Origin of the sequence: Rhizobium sp. CFBP 8762 (assembly GCF_014841565.1) — a bacterium.
Classification (GTDB): Bacteria; Pseudomonadota; Alphaproteobacteria; order Rhizobiales; family Rhizobiaceae; genus CFBP-8762.
The window spans coordinates 296434-314857 of sequence record NZ_JACYUD010000001.1 but is presented as its reverse complement, the minus strand read 5'-3'; the positions used below and the strand labels follow the sequence as shown (position 1 = coordinate 314857).

The 18424-nt window shown below is 62.1% G+C and carries 20 protein-coding genes and 1 pseudogene; 20 read left to right on the top strand and 1 reads right to left on the bottom strand.

What is annotated here, in order from left to right; genetic code table 11:
- The first annotated feature begins 115 nt into the window (after positions 1 to 115).
- The 3 genes from IFT84_RS01460 (at position 116) to IFT84_RS01450 (ending at position 2671) form a co-directional block, all read left to right on the top strand.
- Positions 116 to 631 (top strand): YcgN family cysteine cluster protein, encoded by a 516-nt coding sequence (locus IFT84_RS01460; protein ID WP_192116864.1) that lies wholly within the window; start codon positions 116 to 118, stop codon positions 629 to 631.
- Between the two features lie 143 nt (positions 632 to 774).
- The gene (locus IFT84_RS01455; protein ID WP_192116863.1) at positions 775 to 1275 is read left to right on the top strand and encodes a hypothetical protein; all 501 of its coding nucleotides are present in this window, start codon (positions 775 to 777) and stop codon (positions 1273 to 1275) included.
- 4 nt (positions 1276 to 1279) lie between these two features.
- Positions 1280 to 2671, top strand: coding sequence for a DNA-packaging protein (locus IFT84_RS01450; protein WP_192116862.1), 1392 nt, complete (start codon positions 1280 to 1282; stop codon positions 2669 to 2671).
- On the opposite strand, the gene IFT84_RS01445 is transcribed toward IFT84_RS01450, so the two are convergent.
- The gene (locus IFT84_RS01445) at positions 2672 to 3055 is read right to left on the bottom strand and encodes a hypothetical protein (protein WP_192116861.1); all 384 of its coding nucleotides are present in this window, start codon (positions 3053 to 3055) and stop codon (positions 2672 to 2674) included.
- A gap of 130 nt (positions 3056 to 3185) precedes the next feature.
- Between IFT84_RS01445 and IFT84_RS01440 the strand changes: the two genes are divergently transcribed.
- The 17 genes and pseudogenes from IFT84_RS01440 to IFT84_RS01360 all read left to right on the top strand — a co-directional run bounded on the left by IFT84_RS01440 (position 3186) and on the right by IFT84_RS01360 (position 18383).
- Positions 3186 to 4334, top strand: a complete 1149-nt coding sequence (locus IFT84_RS01440; protein ID WP_192116860.1) for a phage portal protein — start codon at positions 3186 to 3188, stop codon at positions 4332 to 4334.
- A 452-nt stretch (positions 4335 to 4786) separates the two neighbouring features.
- Positions 4787 to 5356: an HK97 family phage prohead protease gene (locus tag IFT84_RS01435; protein ID WP_192116859.1), complete on the top strand. Its 570-nt coding sequence runs from the start codon at positions 4787 to 4789 to the stop codon at positions 5354 to 5356.
- Complete coding sequence (locus IFT84_RS01430; protein ID WP_192116858.1) at positions 5357 to 6607, top strand: phage major capsid protein; 1251 nt, start codon at positions 5357 to 5359, stop codon at positions 6605 to 6607.
- A gap of 2 nt (positions 6608 to 6609) precedes the next feature.
- Positions 6610 to 7155: a head-tail connector protein gene (locus IFT84_RS01425; RefSeq protein WP_192116857.1), complete on the top strand. Its 546-nt coding sequence runs from the start codon at positions 6610 to 6612 to the stop codon at positions 7153 to 7155.
- Complete coding sequence (locus tag IFT84_RS01420; protein ID WP_192116856.1) at positions 7152 to 7562, top strand: DUF3168 domain-containing protein; 411 nt, start codon at positions 7152 to 7154, stop codon at positions 7560 to 7562. Before IFT84_RS01425 ends, IFT84_RS01420 begins: the two co-directional genes overlap by 4 nt.
- A gap of 113 nt (positions 7563 to 7675) precedes the next feature.
- Entirely contained in the window at positions 7676 to 8086 is a 411-nt protein-coding gene (locus tag IFT84_RS01415) for a phage major tail protein, TP901-1 family (protein ID WP_192116855.1), read from the top strand.
- Positions 8086 to 8436 carry a gene transfer agent family protein gene (locus tag IFT84_RS01410; protein ID WP_192116854.1) on the top strand — a complete coding sequence of 117 codons (351 nt, stop codon included), beginning with the start codon at positions 8086 to 8088 and terminating at the stop codon, positions 8434 to 8436. Before IFT84_RS01415 ends, IFT84_RS01410 begins: the two co-directional genes overlap by 1 nt.
- 35 nt (positions 8437 to 8471) lie before the next feature.
- A pseudogene (locus tag IFT84_RS01405) lies at positions 8472 to 8651 on the top strand (phage tail assembly chaperone); the annotation flags it as partial.
- Complete coding sequence (locus IFT84_RS01400) at positions 8641 to 9195, top strand: phage tail tape measure protein (protein ID WP_192116852.1); 555 nt, start codon at positions 8641 to 8643, stop codon at positions 9193 to 9195. The pseudogene IFT84_RS01405 and the gene IFT84_RS01400, both read left to right, overlap by 11 nt.
- Positions 9196 to 9207: 12 nt before the next feature.
- A complete protein-coding gene (locus IFT84_RS01395) occupies positions 9208 to 9834 on the top strand; it encodes a DUF2460 domain-containing protein (RefSeq protein ID WP_192116851.1) in 627 nt (208 codons plus the stop codon).
- Positions 9831 to 10712 carry a DUF2163 domain-containing protein gene (locus IFT84_RS01390; RefSeq protein ID WP_192116850.1) on the top strand — a complete coding sequence of 294 codons (882 nt, stop codon included), beginning with the start codon at positions 9831 to 9833 and terminating at the stop codon, positions 10710 to 10712. Before IFT84_RS01395 ends, IFT84_RS01390 begins: the two co-directional genes overlap by 4 nt.
- Positions 10709 to 11155: an NlpC/P60 family protein gene (locus IFT84_RS01385; protein ID WP_192116849.1), complete on the top strand. Its 447-nt coding sequence runs from the start codon at positions 10709 to 10711 to the stop codon at positions 11153 to 11155. The genes IFT84_RS01390 and IFT84_RS01385 overlap by 4 nt, the downstream gene beginning before the upstream one ends.
- Positions 11156 to 11282: 127 nt before the next feature.
- On the top strand, positions 11283 to 15101 hold the full coding sequence (locus IFT84_RS01380; RefSeq protein WP_192116848.1) for a baseplate multidomain protein megatron: 3819 nt from the start codon (positions 11283 to 11285) through the stop codon (positions 15099 to 15101).
- A gap of 254 nt (positions 15102 to 15355) precedes the next feature.
- Complete coding sequence (locus IFT84_RS01375; protein WP_192116847.1) at positions 15356 to 15607, top strand: hypothetical protein; 252 nt, start codon at positions 15356 to 15358, stop codon at positions 15605 to 15607.
- A 93-nt stretch (positions 15608 to 15700) separates the two neighbouring features.
- Complete coding sequence (locus IFT84_RS01370; protein WP_192116846.1) at positions 15701 to 16378, top strand: response regulator transcription factor; 678 nt, start codon at positions 15701 to 15703, stop codon at positions 16376 to 16378.
- A 51-nt stretch (positions 16379 to 16429) separates the two neighbouring features.
- The gene (locus tag IFT84_RS01365; RefSeq protein WP_192116845.1) at positions 16430 to 17887 is read left to right on the top strand and encodes an ATP-binding protein; all 1458 of its coding nucleotides are present in this window, start codon (positions 16430 to 16432) and stop codon (positions 17885 to 17887) included.
- 58 nt (positions 17888 to 17945) lie between these two features.
- Complete coding sequence (locus IFT84_RS01360; RefSeq protein WP_192116844.1) at positions 17946 to 18383, top strand: hypothetical protein; 438 nt, start codon at positions 17946 to 17948, stop codon at positions 18381 to 18383.
- Positions 18384 to 18424: the final 41 nt, after the last annotated feature.

Sequence of the window (18424 nt, the reverse complement as noted above, 5' to 3'; positions counted from 1 at the left end):
GGGTGTCGTTTCCCTCTTGCTCATGACTTTTGCATGGCGAAGGTTTCCATTCCATGGGCATAAGCGTATATCAGCCTTAAAAAACCGGTAATATCGCACAGAAGAAGGTAAGATCATGGGTGAAATTCCCTTCTGGAAAGCAAAGTCACTGGAGGAGATGTCACCTGTCGAATGGGAAAGCCTGTGCGACGGCTGCGGCCTGTGCTGCCTGAACAAGCTGGAAGACTGGGACACCGGGGCCATTGCGTGGACCAACATTCACTGCACGCTGCTGGATGGGGAGAGCTGTCGGTGCTCGGACTATCCCAACCGGCGCGACACGGTGCCGGAGTGCATTCAGCTAACGCCCGAGGCGGTGCACGACATTGGCTGGCTGCCGCCGACCTGTGGCTATCGCCTGGTGCGCGATGGCGAGGATTTGTATTGGTGGCACCATCTGCTGTCCGGCGACCCCGAAACGGTGCATATTGCCGGTATCTCTGGCCGGGGGCGCATGGTGAGCGAGGACGGGGTGCATGTTGATGATTTTGAGGACTATCTGGTGATGTGGCCGCTGACGGTGGGCGAGACGAAAACAGCGCAATGTCCGCCGCCTGCTGTTTTAGATAAAAAGAATAATGTAGGAAATTAGTCCTTGACACCGTGACGGTCGTTTGATAGGTTTATGGCACAGTCGGAAAAGTGGGTGAGGCGGATGTCTCACCCTGACGACACTGGAAATTTTCAAAACCACTGGGCGGTGCCCGGTGGTTTTTGCGTTTACGGAGGCTAACCATGGATGTGCCGGATATCGACTCCGGGTTGTTCGGTCTTGTGCTGGACACCAAGGCGGGGCCTAGCGACCCAACCGCCGATTATCAGGACATGTTGGCGGCGATGACGCGGGAGTTGCGTGAGCGGTTTCAAGCCTTTCAGCAGCAGCGGCTGATTGCCGAGCGGCTGGCGGCGGATGAGGAGGCCGGGGAGGCGGCGCGCAAGGGCGCACAGGCGGATGCCAAGGCGGCCTCTGACACGCTGCTGCTGATGGTGCGCATTCTGGAAAAGATCGACACCTTACAGAGGGCTGTTGCGCATGACCGGGAAGCGCGGGCGGAAACGGACTTTGACGGGCAAGCCTATGACCGGCTGCGGGCCGAATTTGGCGTGCTTGTCGAAGCCCGGGCCAAAGAACTGGCAGGCGATCTGGCTGCCGAGCTTGTCTCCAGAAACAAGCAATGCGAACCGGACCGACCGGGCGTGGCGCCGCCACCTGACCAATCAGGGCAAGAGGCTTGAGCGCATGATTGCCAAAACCACGGCGGGGGTGGTGGAGATCGAGCAGGCACGTGTGGGGGCAAAGCTGTTTGCCAGGCTGGATGCGGTGGCATCGACGTTGGCAGGGGAGATGGCGACGGACGCGGCGGCGGTGGGGCCGAAGGATGATCTGGCGGCAAAGGTTCGGCTTTACCGGCGGTTTTGTAGCGACTGGGCATTTTGCGGGCGGCGGGCGCAGAAAGCGCCGCCGGGGGACTGGCGGACATGGCTGCTGATGGGCGGGCGTGGCAGCGGCAAGACCCGGGCGGGGGCCGAATGGGTTCACGCACTGGCAAGTGCCAACCGCACGGCGCGCATCGCGCTGATTGCCGAAACGCTGGGGGATGCGCGTGAAGTGATGATTGACGGTATCTCCGGCATCTGCCGGATTGCGCGCATCAACAGGCCGGATTTTGAAATTTCGCGCAAGCGGCTGGTTTGGCCGAATGGCGCGGTGGCGCATATCTTTTCCTCCGAGGACCCGGAGAGTTTGCGCGGGCCGCAATTTGACTTTGCCTGGTGCGATGAACTGGCGAAATGGAAGCATGGGCCCGAATGCTGGGACATGCTGCAATTTGGCCTGCGGCTGGGCACACGACCGCAGGCGCTGGTGACGACGACGCCGCGCCCGGTGCCGTTGATCAAGACGCTGATGGCGGACCCCGGCACGGTAACGCGGACCATTCGCACCGTGGATAATGCGGACCATCTGGCCCCGGGCTTTATCGACGCGATGGCCAGCCGCTACGGCGGTACGCGGCTGGGGCGGCAGGAACTGGATGGCGAGCTTATCGCCGACCGGGATGATGGCCTGTGGAAGCGCGACATGATCGAAGCGCTGACGCTGAAACGCTCCAGTGAGATGCGGCCGATGGGGCGCATTGTGGTGGCGGTGGACCCGCCGGCATCCGCCAGCGCGAAGGACAGTTGCTGCGGTATTGTGGTGGCGGGCCTGGACGGCCAAGGCCGCGCGGTGGTGCTGGCGGATTGCTCTGTGGAAGGGGCCACGCCTGCGGGCTGGGCCAATGCCGTGGTGCGGGCCTATCGCCGGTTTGATGCGGACCGGGTGGTGGCGGAAATAAACCAGGGCGGCGACATGGTCTCTGCCATGCTGAAAAGCGTGGATGCGACATTACCCATTACAACCGTGCGGGCCAGCCGGGGGAAGTGGACACGGGCCGAGCCGGTGGCCGCACTTTACGAGCAGGGGCGGGTGCTGCACGCCGGCGCCATGGCGCAACTGGAGGACCAGATGTGCGAATTCGGCCCCGACGGCCTTGCCTCTGGTCGCTCACCAGACCGGGTGGATGCGCTGGTGTGGGCGCTGACGGCGCTGATGCTGGAGGGACACGGGGAGCCGAAGATACGGGGGGTGTGATCAGCCAAGATGGTGCAGGAAGGCGAACTGTAGCGCACATGCGCAAAGAAGGACGCAGGCGATGGTAATCACGTACAAGGAAAGCCGGGGAGGATGGCCGAGGGCACTGCGAACGACGATCCAGTTGCCGATGATCAGTACGACGAGAATGCCCAGCGACAGGGGAAACGCATTGGTTCCGCCGGGTGTAAACAGGTGAACGGGCAGCACGACGCAGGATCCCACCGGCAGATAAAACAAAGCGGTACGGGCCGGTGCGAAACGTTCGGGCATCCCGGTCTCGCTCCACGCGACCGGGATGGGCGTATCTGGCTCCACATATTTACGAGCCCAGATCGATAACGCAAAGTTTAGGCCAATCAAAACAAGCAATGCTGCAAGCAATGACCATCTCCATTTATCAGATGAGGTCCGTTAGGGCAGGACGGTAGACGAATTCTACACTCACACACAACCGGATATGTGCGCATCGGCTAAACCCGGTGCCGCTCCCCCTTGGGAAAAGGACATAAGGATGAAAGTGTCTTTGACGCGGTTCTGGCGAAAGCCGGAGATGAAAGCAGCCACGGGGTATGTGGCCTTTGCCACGGAGGGGCGGGCGCATTGGTCGTCGCGGTCTTATGGGTCGCTGGCGCGCGAAGGGTTTATGCGCAACCCCGTGGCTTACCGCGCCGTGCGGATGATCTGTGAGGCGGCGGCGTCCATTCCGTGGCTTGCCTATGAAAACGGGCGGGAGGTGAGCGACCATGCGGCGCTGAAACTGCTGGCGCGGCCCAATGGGCGCAGTGCGGGCAATGAGTTTCTGGAGGCGCTCTATGGCCATCTGACGCTTTCGGGCAATGCCTATGTGGAGGCGCTGGAGGTGGATGGGCGCCTGCGCGAACTGCATCTGTTGCGGCCCGACCGGGTGCGGGTGATCGACGGGCGGGATGGGTGGCCGGAAAGCTACGAGTACCGCGTCGGCAGTACCGTGCGACGGTATGGCGCGGATGGAGAGGAGCGGCTTTTACATCTGCGGCTGTTTCACCCGGTGGACGATCAGCTTGGGTTTCCACCGCTGGAAGCGGCCCATATGGCGCTGGATCTGCACAATGCAGCGGCGACCTGGAACAAGGCGCTTCTGGACAACTCGGCGCGGCCATCCGGGGCGCTGGTGTACCAGCCGAAGGAGGGCGGCAATCTTTCGTCCGACCAGTTCGACCGGCTGAAGGCGGAACTGGATGAGGGCTATTCCGGGCCTGCGAAGGCGGGGCGTCCGTTGCTGCTGGAGGGCGGGCTTGACTGGAAAAGTATGGGGCTCTCGCCCAAGGACATGGATTTTGTCGAAGCCAAAAATGGCGCGAGCCGGGATATCGCGCTGGCGCTGGGCGTGCCGCCGATGCTGATGGGGATTCCCGGAGACAACACCTATTCCAATTATCAGGAAGCCAACCGGGCGTTTTACCGGCTAACGGTTTTGCCGCTGGTGATGCGCACGGGGGGCGCTTTGTCCAACTGGATGAGCGGCTTGTATGGCGCGGACCTGAAATTGACGGCGGATCTGGATCAGGTGGCGGGCTTGTCTGCCGAGCGGGACCAGCTGTGGGCGCGGGTGTCTGCGGCGGATTTTCTGAGCGACGCCGAGAAACGAGACGCTGTGGGGTATGGGAGCGGGGAAGCGTGAAGTTTCAATGGGTTGGAGTGAGCGGCGGAATCCGGTTGGGTGCTGCGTGAAGTTGGTGATTCAAGAGTTGAACGAATCTGGCTAAAGGATTCCAAGGATTCGGAAAAACCATACTTTTAAAGTGGTTTCGAGGGGGAGGTGACCTATTCACGCAAAGGACTTCGCGTGGTTGGATTTCTGTGACCAGCACAGGAATGAGGGAGGATGGACCGGTCCGTCATCTCCGAATTCGATTGTATTGAGGATAAGTTAACACTTTCTGACTGTGCTTCAGCGCCTTAACGCGCAACTCATGTGAGCGATAGGTGTGGCGCTCAACTCTCTCCATCCCTCATTCCTGTGACCAGCATAGGAATGAGGGCGTGAGCGCGGCTCAGCCAATAGCCACCGCTGCGGCGGGCGGATTTTCCAAAACATCAAAAATTTCTGACTGTGCCGAAAGGGTGTGAACCATGACCGACAGGACGGGCGTGCAGCCGCGTCGCACTGCGAATCTGGCACTGGATGACACGGGCGAGGGGCGGTTTTCGGGCTATGCCAGCGTGTTTGGCGAGGTGGACCTCGGCAAGGACGTGATCGAGCCGGGGGCGTTTTCAAGCTCGCTGACGAGGCGCGGGGCGGCGGGGGTGCGGATGCTGTTTCAGCATGACCCCAACCAGCCCATCGGGCGCTGGACCACCATCCGCGAGGATGCGCGGGGGCTGTATGTCGAGGGGCGGCTCTCGCTGGGCGTGACGCGGGCCGCCGAGGTGCATGCGCTGTTAAAGAACGGCGCTCTCGACGGGCTTTCCATAGGATTTCAAACGGTGAGGGCGCGCACGGACCGCAAGAGCGGCGTGCGGCGCATTCTGGAGGCGGACCTCTGGGAAATCTCCGTTGTGACCTTTCCCATGCTGGCTTCGGCCCGCATTGCGGATGTGAAAACCGCGTGGACGCACCCGCGCGGAACGACCGGGCTGCTTGCCGCCATGCGGGCAGCGGCACGGATGATGAACAACACTGTTTCAATAAAGGACCGATAGATGAGCCAAGCACCTGTTCACGAGACACCTGTTCACGCACCGGAGATCAAGGCGTCTCACGATACGATCGGCGCGGCGTTCGAGGATTTCATGGGGGCATTCGAGGCCTTCAAGGACACCAATGACCGCCGGTTGCGCGAGGTGGAAAGCAAGCTGACCGAGGACGTTGTAACCCGCGACAAAATGGAGCGGATCAACCGCGCCATGGACGACCAGAAGCGGGCGCTGGACCAGCTCCTGCTGAAAAAGGCACGACCGGCCATCGGCGGGCGTGAGGCCGTGGGCGATGTAGAGCATAAGACTGCCTTTGAAGCCTATGTGCGCCACGGGGATGAGACGGGCCTGCGTGAGGTGGAAAGCAAGTCCTTCTCCGTTGGCAAGGATGGTGGCTTTCTGGTGCCTGCCCAGATGGATACCGAGATTGGCCGGATGCTGACGGCGATTTCGCCGATCCGTTCACTGGCGACGGTGCGGCAGGTTTCCGGCTCCGTGCTGAAAAAGCCAGTGGCGGCCAATGGGCTGAAAGCCAACTGGGTGGGCGAGACCGACAAGCGCCCGGAGACGGACACGCCGAATTTTGTGGAACTGTCGTTTCCGACCATGGAGCTTTACGCCATGCCTGCGGCGACCGTGGCGCTGCTGGACGATGCGGCGGTGGACATTGAAAGCTGGATTGCCAGCGAAGTGGACATTGCGTTTGCCCAGCAGGAAGGCACGGCCTTTGTCAGCGGTGATGGTGTGAACAAGCCAAAGGGCTTTCTGGCGGAACCGCAGGTGGCGGATTCTGGCTGGGCGTGGGGATCGCTCGGCACGCTTGCCAGTGGCGCAGCAACAGGGTTCAAGGCTGCGGACCCATCCGATGTGCTGGTGGACCTGATCTATTCGCTCAAGGCAGGCTACCGCCAGAATGCGCGCTTTGTGATGAACCGGCGCACGCAGGGGGAAATCCGCAAGTTCAAGGATCGCGACGGCAACTATCTGTGGCAACCACCGGCAGCGGCGGGGCAGGCGGCATCGCTGATGGGCTTCGGCGTTGTTGAGGCCGAGGATATGCCGTCTATCGGGCAGGGCACGGTGCCGCTGGCCTTCGGTGATTTCCGTGCGGGCTATCTGGTGGTGGACCGCACCGGCGTGCGCATCCTGCGCGATCCGTACTCCAACAAGCCATATGTGCAGTTCTACGTGACCAAGCGCGTGGGCGGTGGCGTGCAGAACTTTGAGGCGATCAAGCTTCTGAAGATGGCGGCGTAACCATGGCTTATGCGGAAATTGTTGCGCCACCGGCCGAGCCGCTGGCGCTGTCCGACCTCAAGGCACATTTGCGCCTTGAGGGGGAAGAGGAGGATGCGGTTCTCGCCCGCCTCATCAAGGCGGCGCGCCAGCATCTGGAACAGGAAACGGGGCTGTGCCTGATCACCCGCCGGTGGCGGCTGTATCTGGACCGGTGGCCGGGTCCTTGCTTGATTCAGATCAGCAAGGGACCGGTGCAAACGCTTGAGGCAATGACGGTTTATGACGCTGCTGGCGCACCGCAAGAACTGGATTCTTCGCTCTATGCGCTGGACAAAGGCGGGCGGCTCGAAGGGCCGTCGCCGGGGGGTGGGCCACTGGAGATCGACTTTACCGCCGGGTTCGGCCTGACGGGTGACGATGTGCCGGAGCCGCTGCGCCAGGCCATGCTGCTGCACGCAGGCCAACTCTATGAATATCGCGGGCAGGTGCCGCTGGCGCTGGCTGTGGCGGCGGTGCCTGCCGGGTATGACCGGCTGGTGGGGCCCTGGCGAAGGGTCAAATTATGAGCGCGCCTACGATTGGAATGATGAGCGCAGCGGCGGCGTTGCATAAGGCAGTGCTGCGGGTGCTGGCCGGGGATGGGCCGCTGCGGCGGCTGGTGGGGCCAGGGGGTATCTCCGACCGGCCGGCGCCCACGGGCACGGCGGGGGCGCATGTGCTGGTGGGCGCGATCACCAGCGCGGACTGGTCCACCTCGACCGAAGCCGGTGAAGAGCACCGGCTTGTGGTGGAGGTCAGCGGGGGTGCGGCGCTTCTGGCCGTGGTGGCGCGGGTTCAAACCGTGCTGACGGGAAGTGCGATGACTTTGCCGGGGCAGGTGCTCGTCAACTTTGAACACAGGGAAACCAGGGCGCGGCGCGAGAAGGCAGACATGGTTTTTCGCGCCGTGACGGAGCCGACAACTGAATATTAGAGCATTTCCAGTGAAAGCGGGATCGCTTTCACGTCCGGACAATGCGTCGAAACAAAAGGTTACAGCATTTCCGGAAACATTTGTTCGAAGGAAATGCTCTAGGAGGTGAGGCGATGGTGGCTCAGAAGGCACGGGATTTCCTGCTGAAAATCGGGGGTGGCGGCGGGTTTGTGACAGTGGCGGGACTGAAGTCCAAGAAGCTGGCATTCAATGCGGAGACGGTGGATGTGACGGACGCCGAATCCGAAGGGCGGTGGCGTGAGCTGCTGGGCGGCGCAGGGGTGCAGCGAGCCAGTGTTTCCGGCTCGGGAATTTTCAAGGATCAGGCGTCGGATGCGCTGGTGCGCGCAGCATTTTTTGCGGGCGATATCGTGCCATGGCAGATGGTGATACCCGGCCTTGGCATCATCGAGGCGGCGTTTATGATCACGGCGCTGGAATATTCCGGCCAGCATGTGGGGGAGCTGCAATTCGATATCGCGTTGGAATCCGCAGGTGCGCTGACCTTTCGGGAGGCGGCGTGATGGCGCGGGCGAACCGACACCGGGGCGAGGTGGAGGCGATGCTGAATGGCGAGCGTAGGATTTTATGCCTGACGCTCGGCGCATTGGCGGAACTGGAAACAGCCTTTGCGGCGGACAATCTGATGGACCTGGCGGCCCGGTTTTCCACCGGGCGACTGAAGGCTGGCGATATGATCCGCATTTTAGGCGCGGGGCTGCGGGGTGCCGGAAATCTGCTGGATGACGAAGACGTGGCGACCATGACTATGGAGGGTGGCGTGGCAGCGCTGGCGGCCCTTGTGGGTGAACTGCTCTCGGTGACCTTTGGGGTGGCCAAGGACACAACCGAAGAAAACCCTCCGTTGCCGTAGCAGGCGCGCGGTCCAATGCGGCGTTTCCGTGGGAACGGGTGCTGCATACCGGGCTGCATCTGCTGCGGCTGGAACCACAGGTTTTGTGGGCGATGACGCCCAAGGAATTTCATGCCGCGACAGGCGGGTTGGTGAGACACGAGGCAACGCTGACGCGGGCCGATCTCGCCGCGCTGATGCGGCAATTTCCCGATGAGGTGACGAATGGACGATGAGCGGACCGTGAAGGTGGGCTTCGATTACGATGCCGAGCCGTTGAAGCGCGTGTTTGATGATCTGGAAGGGCGCTCCCGGTCGTTCGGGCGGGCACTGACCTCGGCGCTGACGGGTGCTGCGCGCGATGGCAAGGGGCTTGAGGATAGCCTGCGCGGTGTGGCGCTGCGCATCAGCGCGATTGCGCTGTCTGCGGGAATGAAGCCGGTGGAAAGTCTGCTGAGTTCAGCGGTGTCCAGCCTTCTTGGGGGGAACCTGCTTGGGGGGAAGGTGAAGGCGTTTGCCGATGGCGGGGTGGTGTCGTCCCCGACCTATTTTCCGCTGTCTGGGGGAATGGGCCTGATGGGGGAAGCGGGGGCGGAGGCCATTTTGCCGCTGAAGCGCGGCGCGGATGGTTCGCTGGGCGTGGCGGCAGGCGCGGGCGGTGGTGGCGTGAACGTGACCTTCAATGTCACGGCGACAGATGTGGCGAGCTTCCGCAAATCGGAGGGGCAGATTTCCGCCATGCTGACGCGCACGGTGGCGCGCGGCCGAAGAGGGCTGTGATGGAGGGCTGTGATGACGGGATTTCATGACGTGCGGTTTCCGCTGCGGCTGGCGCTGCGCACCAGCGGCGGACCGGTGCGGCGCACCGATATCGTCAATCTTTCCAATGGCGGCGAGCACCGCAACAGCCGCTGGCGGGATGCGCGCAGGCACTATGATGCGGGGTCCGGGGTCCGATCCATCGACGATCTCTATGTCGTGGTGGCGTTTTTCGAGGCACGGATGGGGCAACTCTACGGGTTCCGGTTTCGCGATCCGGTGGATTTCAAATCCTGCGCACCGGGCGAGGTGATCTCTCCGTTTGACCAGAGCATTGGCACGGGGGACGGGCAGGCCACCGGGTTTCAGCTGGTGAAAACCTATAGCGATGCGGGTGGACAGACGCGGCGCGAAATCGCCAAGCCCGTGGCAGATACGGTGATGGTGGCTGTGAATGGGAAGCGGGTGGATGCTTTCCGGGTCGATCCAGCAACCGGCATGGTGCAACTCGCTATTGCCCCGCCGGTGGGGGCGTTGGTGCAGGCGGGCTTTGAGTTCGATGTGCCGGTGCGGTTCGATACGGACCGGATCGAGATCAATCTGGCGCAGTTCAATGCGGGTGCCATTCCGGCTATCCCGTTGATGGAGATACAGCCATGAGGCACGTTCCAGCAGCGCTGGCGGCGCATCTTAAGGGGTGTGCCACGACCACCTGCCATGCATGGCGGCTGACGCGGCACGACAGGGTGGTGCTGGGCTTTACCGAGCATGACCGTGATCTGGTGTTCGACGGTACGCGGTTTCTGGCGGCCAGCGGCTTTCTGGCGAGTGATACGGATACGGGTGCGGGGCTATCGGCCGAAAGCGGTGATGTGGCGGGCGCATTTTCGCATGATGCCATTACGGCCGAAGATATTTCCGCCGGGCGCTATGATGGCGCGCGGGTTGAGGTGTTTCTGGTCAACTGGGCTGAGCCGCAGCAGCATCTTCTGTTGCGGGTGCAGGACATCGGCGAGGTGACGCTTTCGGGCGGGCAGTTTCGTGCGGAACTGCGACGCATGACGCATCGGCTGGATCAGGTGCAGGGGCGCATTTACAGCCGCCGCTGCGATGCCAAGCTTGGCGACCGGCGCTGCAAGGTGAAGCTCGATGGATATAGACACAACGGCGTGGTGCTGGCGGTGGAGGATGAGGTGCGGTTTCGCACGGCGCTGGGCCGCCAGACGGGGGATCGGTTTCGCTATGGTGTGCTGACCTTTACCTCGGGAGCCAATGCTGGGCTGTCGATGGATGTGGAAAGCCAGATGAACCAGGGGCATGAAACTGTGCTGACGCTGTGGTTGCCGCCGCCAATGGCGATGGCAGAGGGCGATGCGTTTACTGTGACAGCGGGGTGCGACAAGAGCTTTGGCATGTGCCGGTCGACCTTTGGCAATTCGATCAATTTCCAAGGGTTTCCACACATGCCGGGGCCGGATTTTGCCATGTCATATGCCGATGGCGAGACCGTGCATGATGGAAGGCCGTTGATACCATGAGCACCACGGCAGACCGCGTGCTGGAGATTGCGCGCACATGGATCGGCACGCCCTACCGGCATCAGGCGGCGCGCCGTGGTGTGGGGTGTGACTGCCTTGGACTGGTGCGCGGCGTGTGGCGGGAACTCTACGGCCATGAGCCGGATGTGCCGCAGGCCTATGCGGCAGACTGGGCGGAGCGCTGTGGCGAGGACCGGATGATTGCGGGTGCGGAGCGCCATTTCGGACCATCTTTGGCGCTGAGCGATGTTCAGCCCGGGGACCTGCTGCTGTTTCGCTGGCAGCCGGACTGTGCGGCCAAACATGCGGGCATTTACAGCCGGGCGGGGTATTTTATCCATGCCTATGAACAGGCGGAGGTGATGGAGTCACCGCTGGTGCCAAGCTGGGTGCGGCGGGTGGCGGCGGTTCATCGTTTTCCCCAGCCCGCATTCAACCAATAATGGGCTGCAAACGGCTGTTTCCTCCGCTCACTTGCCTTGAGTACGGCTGAAGCTCCGGTTCCCGGAAACAACCGTTTTCGCCGCATTCCTTGCTGAATATTTCTCCTTGATAATAAGAAAGACAAGAATGGCGACGATTGTTTTGCAGGCGGCGGGCGCGGCGATTGGCGGGCTTTTCGGGCCGATGGGTGCGGTTGTCGGGCAGGCTTTGGGGGCCGTGGCCGGGTCTGCGGTGGATCAGGCCCTGTTTTCGCCAAGCCAGACGGTGCAGCGCGCGCGCTTGTCCGATGCGCGTTTTCCCGGCGCAGAAGACGGCGCGGCGATCACCCGTGCCTACGGCACGGTGCGGGTGGGTGGCACTCTGATCTGGGCGACGCGGTTTGAAGAGGACGTGACGGTGGAGCGCCGGGGCGGCAAGGGCGCCAAGGGTACGCGGGTCGAGACGTTCAGCTATTTTGCCAATATCGCCGTTGGCCTGTGCGAGGGCGAGATTGCGGGCGTGCGCCGGGTGTGGGCCGACGGGCGGGAACTGGACCTCGACGGGGTGGACATGCGCGTCTATCGCGGCACCGCGGACCAACTGCCGGACCCGCTGATCGTGAAAAAGCAGGGCGTGGATGCACCGGCATTTCGCGGGCTGGCCTATGTGGTGTTCGACCGGCTGCCGCTGGCAGCCTATGGCAACCGGCTGCCCATGCTACAATTTGAGGTGCTGAGACCCGTGGGGCGGCTGGAGCGCGATGTTCGTGCGGTCACGATCATTCCCGGTGCCAGCGAGCACGGCTACAACCCCCAACAGGTGCGCGAAACACCGTGGGCTGGCAGCGCCCGGTTGCTGAACCGGAATGTGTTTCAAGCCCATACGGACTGGGAAGCATCCCTCGACGAATTGCAGGCGCTCTGCCCCAACCTGAAGCGGGTGGCGCTGGTCGTGTCGTGGTTTGGCACGGATTTGCGGGCGGGACACTGCCGCATTCTTCCCGGCGTGGAGACGCTGGAGCGACCCGGCGAAAGTGCTGTCTGGTCTGTTGACGGGCAGACGCGAGAGATGGCGCATCTGGTCAGCACGAAGGATAACGCGCCCGCGTACGGCGGCACCCCCAGTGATGACGGTGTGGTGGCGGCGATCCGCGACCTCAAAAGGCGCGGGCTGGAGGTGTATCTCTATCCCTTTATCATGATGGACGTGCCTGATGGAAATACTCTGCCCAATCCGTATGGCGGGCCCTATGGCGGCGTTGGACAGCCAGCCTATCCCTGGCGGGGGCGCATAACCTGCGATGCCGCTGGCGATGACGGTACGGCGGCGGTGCGCACGCAGATCGACGCATTTGTGAAGGGCCGAAAGGCGGGGGAAGGGTATCGCCGGTTGGTGCTGCACTCTGCGGCGCTTGCAAAGACGGCGGGAGGGGTAGCGGGCTTCATCATCGGCTCGGAAATGCGCGGGCTGACACGGCTGCGGGATGGGACGGGGGCGTTTCCCTTTGTAGAGGCCTTGCAGGAACTGGCAGGGGCGGTGCGCGGGGAACTGGGGGCAGGCACGAAGCTGACCTATGCGGCCGACTGGAGTGAGTATTCCTGCTATCAACCGCAGGATGGTTCCGGCGATCTCTTGTATCCGCTGGATGCGCTGTGGGCCTCCCCGCATATCGATGCGGTGGGCATTGACAACTATATGCCGCTGGCGGACTGGCGCGATGGTGATCTGGCCGAAGGCAACCCGGATGGGTTTTTGCTGGCCGATGACAGCGAGGCCATGGCGCGCATGATCAGCGCAGGCGAAGGGTTCGACTGGTATTATGCGACAGACGAGGACCGAAGCGCGCGCAAACGCACGCCGATCACCGACGGGCTGGCGGGCAAGCCATGGGTGTACCGGTACAAGGACCTGGAAAACTGGTGGAGCCAGCCACATCACGAGCGGCGCGGCGGGCGGGAAATGACACAGGCGAGCAGCTGGGTTGCGCGAGGAAAACCGATCTGGTTTACGGAACTCGGTTGCCCGGCCATCGACAATGGCGCCAACCAGCCCAATGTGTTCATGGATCCGAAATCCTCGGAAAGCATGGCACCCTATCATTCCCACGGCAACCGATCGGACTCCATGCAGCGCAGGTTTTTGCAGGCGCAGTTGTCCCACTGGGCGGGACACCGGGCGCCTGCGGGCATGGTGGACCCGGACCATATCTTCCTGTGGACATGGGATGCGCGCCCGGCACCGGCCTTTCCGCAAAAGCAGACCCTGTGGTCGGACGGTGGGAACTGGCACACGGGCCACTGGCTGAACGGGCGGCTGGGCGCGGGAACACTGGCCGATATCGTGGCGGCGGTGCTGGCCGACCATGGGGTTGATGACATTGACACCAGTCTGGTGAGCGGTGATCTGACCGGCTACGTGCAGGGCGAACAGGCGTCTGCGCGGGCGGTGCTGGAACCGCTGATGGCGGCGTTTCAACTGGATGCGGTGGAGGATGGCGGGCGGCTGCGGCTGCGCTCACGCATGCGGGTGGCGCTGCCTGCACGTACGCTGACGGTGCTGGCGGAAAAAGCAGGGCAGCCGCTGACTGAGGAAACGCGCGGGCAGGCGAGCGATCTGGCAAGCGAGGCCATTCTGGAAAGCTTCAACGCCGGGGCAAGCTATGAGCGGGTGACGGCGCGCTCGCGCCGGGTGAGGCCCGCCATTGAGCGCGTGATTCGCCTGTCGCTGAGCGGTGTTCTGCATGAGGAAGGGGCCGCGGGACTGGCGGAAAGCGCGCTGCGCGACAACCATGCGGGCGCGCGCACGGTGCGGTTCAGCCTGCCCCCCAATACGGTGGATGTGCAACCCGGAGATGTGGTGCGTCTTGGGCAGGGGCCCAATTTTCCGGGGCATCAGGGATTGTTTATCATCAGCCGTGTGGATGACGGACAGATGCGCGATGTGGAGGCCCGCTCGTTTCTGCACGCAGCGGGCGGTACGGCACGGCAGATCAGCACCGGAGCCAGTGAAACACGGGATGCGGCGGACGGGTTTGCGCCGGTGGTGCATCTGATAGACTTGCCGCAATACGAGCCGGGTAACGCGGAGAGTTTTGCCCGGTTTGGGGTGTTTGCGCGCCCGTGGCGACCGGTGATGCTATCGTCATCGCTGTTTTCTGAAGGCTTTACCGCGCGGGCAACAGCATCTCGACCAGCGCGAACAGGAACGCTTGCGGCACCGCTGATGCCGGGTGTGACCGGCCGGTTCGACCGGGCCAATGCGCTGATGCTCGACCTGCATTTCAGTGCGCTGGAAAGCGTATCGCCGCTTTCGGTGCGCGCAGGGGAAAACCGGATTGCAGTGTCTGCCGGGGATGGGCGATGGGAGATCATCGGGTTCTGCCATGCGGAGGAAACCGCCCCGGGGCGCTGGATGCTGACCGGTTTGCTGCGAGGATTGGCGGGAACGGAGGATGCGATCGGAGCTGCCACTGGCGCGCCTGCTGTTGTGCTGGACCGTGCCGTGCAGCTCATGGGGCTGACGGCGGCGGAAATCGGCCAGAGCATGAACTGGACGGTGGACCCGGTGGGGGCTGCGAGCCTGTCCAAGGACAGCACAGAATTTACGGGCGGAATCATGGCGCACAGGCCGCTTTCGCCGGTGCACCTGCGGTGGCGGCAACGGATGGCGGGCGATGTGGAGGTGACGTGGATACGCCGGGCGCGGGTGGATGCGGACCACTGGCTGGACGGGGACATTGCGCTGGACGAGGCGCACGAAGCCTACCGGGTAGAGGTGCTGGACGCCGGGGGCGTGGTGCGGCGGGTTCAGGAGGTGACAGAGCCGCGTTTCCTGTATGGCGCGGGAGAACGCCGAGCGGACTTCGGCGCGGTTGAGGCGACGGTTCGCATTCGCGTGCGGCAGAAGGGCGCCAAGGTGGCGCTGGGGGCATCGGCGGAGGGGGCATTCACACTGCCAGAAGCTTAAAACAAATTCCGACCGGAGCGAAGCGAGGATCGAAAATAATATAATTTAGAAACAGTATGTTCGAGCATTTTCAGATCCGATCCGGTCAGATCGGAAACGCTCCCATTGTTCAGTTTCGTTGAAACAAACAGCTGTATGGCTAATGTAAGGTTGTACGAAAGCCTTACATTCATTTGCCATTCAGACGCGGTTGTCTAAATATGGACCATAGAATTCCGAGTGCCCTGAAAGTTTAGCCCCCTGAAAGTTTCGCTATGGCTTCGCCTTTGATCATTGCTGTCCTTGCGACCCATATGGCCGGTTTTGCTGCGCCCGGCGGCGATGTGTCCTATCAACTGGCGCGTGCAGCCAATGATTGCAGCCAGGCCGCAGCCGAAGTCGTGGACAAGACCGGGGGCGATCTTTTATCGGCGCAGCCGACCGGCGATGGTGCCTGTATTGTCACTGTTCTGGTGAAGGGCAATGGCGGACGGCCGAAAAAAGTGACAATGAAGGTAGAGCAATAACCAGGTTCCCTGTTTAGGGCGTTGTTTTACCGCAATTCCGGACGCAAAACCGCTTCACACTTTTGCTGGAATTGCTTTCTTGGCGGGACGTGAATGCGCATTCTTGTTGTTGAAGACGATACGACACTGAACCGGCAACTGGCCGACACGCTGAAAGAAGCGGGCTATGTTGTTGATCAGGCCTATGATGGCGAGGAAGGCCATTATCTGGGCGAGGGCGAGCCCTATGATGCGGTGATCCTCGATATAGGCCTGCCGGAAATGGACGGCGTTACGGTTCTGGAAAAATGGCGGGCGGCGGGCAAGACCATGCCGGTCCTCATCTTGACGGCGCGTGACCGCTGGAGCGACAAGGTGGCGGGCATCGACGCCGGTGCCGACGATTATGTGACCAAGCCATTTCATGTGGAAGAAGTGCTGGCGCGCATCCGCGCGCTGATCCGCCGTGCGGCGGGCCATGCCTCATCGGAAATTGTTTGCGGGCCAGTGAAGCTGGACACCAAGGGTTCGAAAGCGCTTTTCAACGGGGTGCAGTTGAAGCTGACCTCGCATGAATTTCGTTTGCTGTCCTACCTCATGCACCATATGGGGCAGGTTGTTTCGCGCACGGAACTGGTGGAACATATGTACGACCAGGATTTTGACCGGGACTCCAACACGATCGAAGTGTTTGTGGGACGGCTGCGCAAGAAAATCGGCAATGAGATGATCGAAACCGTGCGGGGTCTTGGCTATCGTATGCAGGCACCCGATCATGCCGCAAGTGGCTAACCTCTCCCTCAAGCATAATCCGACCGGAGTGAAACGAGGATCGACAAGATTATGCTGAAAAGCAAAGGGTTAGAGCGCCAATTTGATTCAATCAGATTGAATAGCGCTCTAAAACCGAGATCGCTGACGGCGCGTGTGCTGCTGGTGTCCACCGTATGGGCGGCGGTGGCGCTGGTTGTGATTGCTGTGGTGATTTCGGAACTTTACCGGCAGGGATCGGAACGCGGGTTTCAGGAAACGCTGCGGGCGCAGCTTTACAACGTCATCAACTCGATCTCGGTCAACGACAATGCGGCACTGGCTGGCAGCCCGCAGCTTGGGGATTTGCGCTTTTCACAGCCGCAAACCGGCTGGTACTGGAGTGCGGAGCCAATTGGCAATTTCAACACCCAGCCGCTCTATTCAACGTCGCTTGGCTCCGGCGAACTGCCGGTGGCCAGTGTGAAAGACGTGCCGTTCGATACCAGTTACGAGCGATTCTACACGGTGCAGGACCCGTTCGGCAATCAGGTGGAGGTGGCCGAAACCGAAGTGGTGCTGGATATCGAAGGACGCACAGCGCGCTTTCGCGTGGCGGGCAACCGCGATGTGCTGGAGCGCGATATTCGTGACTTTTCGCAAAACCTGTATATTGCACTCGGTGTGTTCAGCCTTGGCAGCTTTGCGCTGAATGCGCTGGCCATTCTCTATGGATTGAAACCTCTGGATCAGGTGCGCCGTTCGCTGGAGAAAATCCGCGCCGGGGACAGTGAAAAGCTGGACGGGGAGTTTCCACGGGAAATCCAGCCGCTGGCCAATGAGGTCAATGCGCTGATTGACAGCAACCGACGCATCATCGAGCGCGCGCGCATGCAGGTGGGCAATCTGGCGCATTCGCTGAAGACGCCCCTGGCGGTGCTGCTGAACGAATCGCGTGTGCTGGAACAATCCCATGGCGATCTGGTGCGCACGCAGGCCGAGGCCATGCAGGGGCAGGTGCAATCCTACCTGAACCGGGCGCGCATTGCCGCGCAGCGGGATTCGCTGTTGGCGCGCACCGAGGTGCAGCCGGTGGTGGAACGGCTGATCCGGGTGATGCGGCGGCTGAACCCGGACAAGGAATTTACCGTGCATCTCGACACGCCCGGGCTGGTGCTGGCGATGGAGCAGCAGGACGTGGAAGAAACGCTCGGCAATCTGCTGGAAAACGCCGCCCGGTTTGCCGTGCAAGGCGTGTCCATTACGGCAGAGCCTGCAAAAGACCTGCCCCCGGGCGAGGATTCCGGACGGCGCACATGGATTTCCGTGACCATCGAGGATGACGGGCCGGGGCTGGAACCTCACGAGATTCGCGAGGCGCTGAAACGCGGGCGGCGGCTGGATGAGAGCAAGCCCGGCACGGGGCTGGGTCTTTCCATCGTCAGCGAGATTACCAGCGAATACAAAGGCGTATTTGCGCTATCGCGCGCCGGTGCGGGTGGACTGCTGGCAACATTGACTCTGCCTGCGATGATAAAGGATGTTGCTTGAAACAGGCTGCAATGTCACAACAGATTATAACAGAATTTCCGCACCTTTGGATAAAACCATGACTTCATTTTCCGCATCTGCGTTGCTGATCGTTCTGGCCGGCGGTGTTCTTCTGAGCGGGTGCGGCACGGCAGCGCGCAAAACGCCCGGCGTGGCGGCGCTGGCAAGCCCGACGCCCGTTGCCACATCACAGACCTATATTGCGGCGCTGGGTACAGGCGTGATCGGGCGCAACGCGGCGGCGGACTTGAGCAAGGCGGACCGGGTGCGGGCGCTGGAAGCGGAATACCGTGCCCTGGAAGCTGCCCCCGGCGGGCAACCGGTGGTGTGGGCCGGGCGCGATGTCAGCGGCTCGGTGGTTGCAGCGGCACCCTATCAGGTCGGCTCACAGAACTGCCGCCAGTACAGCCACACGCTGACCATCAAGACCCAGCAGACAATGACCCGAGGGGCCGCATGCCGCAACCCGGATGGGACTTGGACGCCGCTCACGTAGGCGCTTGTGTAAGGCGGATGCGCTGATGCGCACGCACAACC

What these genes read in the sequence shown, in the direction of transcription:
- IFT84_RS01360 (WP_192116844.1), top strand. Translation starts at nt 17,946, where the DNA reads ATGACTTCATTTTCCGCATCTGCGTTGCTGATCGTTCTGGCCGGCGGT.
- IFT84_RS01380 (WP_192116848.1), top strand. Translation starts at nt 11,283, where the DNA reads ATGGCGACGATTGTTTTGCAGGCGGCGGGCGCGGCGATTGGCGGGCTT.
- IFT84_RS01425 (WP_192116857.1), top strand. Translation starts at nt 6,610, where the DNA reads ATGGCTTATGCGGAAATTGTTGCGCCACCGGCCGAGCCGCTGGCGCTG.
- IFT84_RS01375 (WP_192116847.1), top strand. Translation starts at nt 15,356, where the DNA reads ATGGCTTCGCCTTTGATCATTGCTGTCCTTGCGACCCATATGGCCGGT.
- IFT84_RS01400 (WP_192116852.1), top strand. Translation starts at nt 8,641, where the DNA reads ATGGACGATGAGCGGACCGTGAAGGTGGGCTTCGATTACGATGCCGAG.
- IFT84_RS01420 (WP_192116856.1), top strand. Translation starts at nt 7,152, where the DNA reads ATGAGCGCGCCTACGATTGGAATGATGAGCGCAGCGGCGGCGTTGCAT.
- IFT84_RS01395 (WP_192116851.1), top strand. Translation starts at nt 9,208, where the DNA reads ATGACGGGATTTCATGACGTGCGGTTTCCGCTGCGGCTGGCGCTGCGC.
- IFT84_RS01430 (WP_192116858.1), top strand. Translation starts at nt 5,357, where the DNA reads ATGAGCCAAGCACCTGTTCACGAGACACCTGTTCACGCACCGGAGATC.
- IFT84_RS01440 (WP_192116860.1), top strand. Translation starts at nt 3,186, where the DNA reads ATGAAAGTGTCTTTGACGCGGTTCTGGCGAAAGCCGGAGATGAAAGCA.
- IFT84_RS01460 (WP_192116864.1), top strand. Translation starts at nt 116, where the DNA reads ATGGGTGAAATTCCCTTCTGGAAAGCAAAGTCACTGGAGGAGATGTCA.
- IFT84_RS01385 (WP_192116849.1), top strand. Translation starts at nt 10,709, where the DNA reads ATGAGCACCACGGCAGACCGCGTGCTGGAGATTGCGCGCACATGGATC.
- IFT84_RS01455 (WP_192116863.1), top strand. Translation starts at nt 775, where the DNA reads ATGGATGTGCCGGATATCGACTCCGGGTTGTTCGGTCTTGTGCTGGAC.
- IFT84_RS01370 (WP_192116846.1), top strand. Translation starts at nt 15,701, where the DNA reads ATGCGCATTCTTGTTGTTGAAGACGATACGACACTGAACCGGCAACTG.
- IFT84_RS01365 (WP_192116845.1), top strand. Translation starts at nt 16,430, where the DNA reads ATGCTGAAAAGCAAAGGGTTAGAGCGCCAATTTGATTCAATCAGATTG.
- IFT84_RS01450 (WP_192116862.1), top strand. Translation starts at nt 1,280, where the DNA reads ATGATTGCCAAAACCACGGCGGGGGTGGTGGAGATCGAGCAGGCACGT.
- IFT84_RS01390 (WP_192116850.1), top strand. Translation starts at nt 9,831, where the DNA reads ATGAGGCACGTTCCAGCAGCGCTGGCGGCGCATCTTAAGGGGTGTGCC.
- IFT84_RS01410 (WP_192116854.1), top strand. Translation starts at nt 8,086, where the DNA reads ATGGCGCGGGCGAACCGACACCGGGGCGAGGTGGAGGCGATGCTGAAT.
- IFT84_RS01435 (WP_192116859.1), top strand. Translation starts at nt 4,787, where the DNA reads ATGACCGACAGGACGGGCGTGCAGCCGCGTCGCACTGCGAATCTGGCA.
- IFT84_RS01415 (WP_192116855.1), top strand. Translation starts at nt 7,676, where the DNA reads ATGGTGGCTCAGAAGGCACGGGATTTCCTGCTGAAAATCGGGGGTGGC.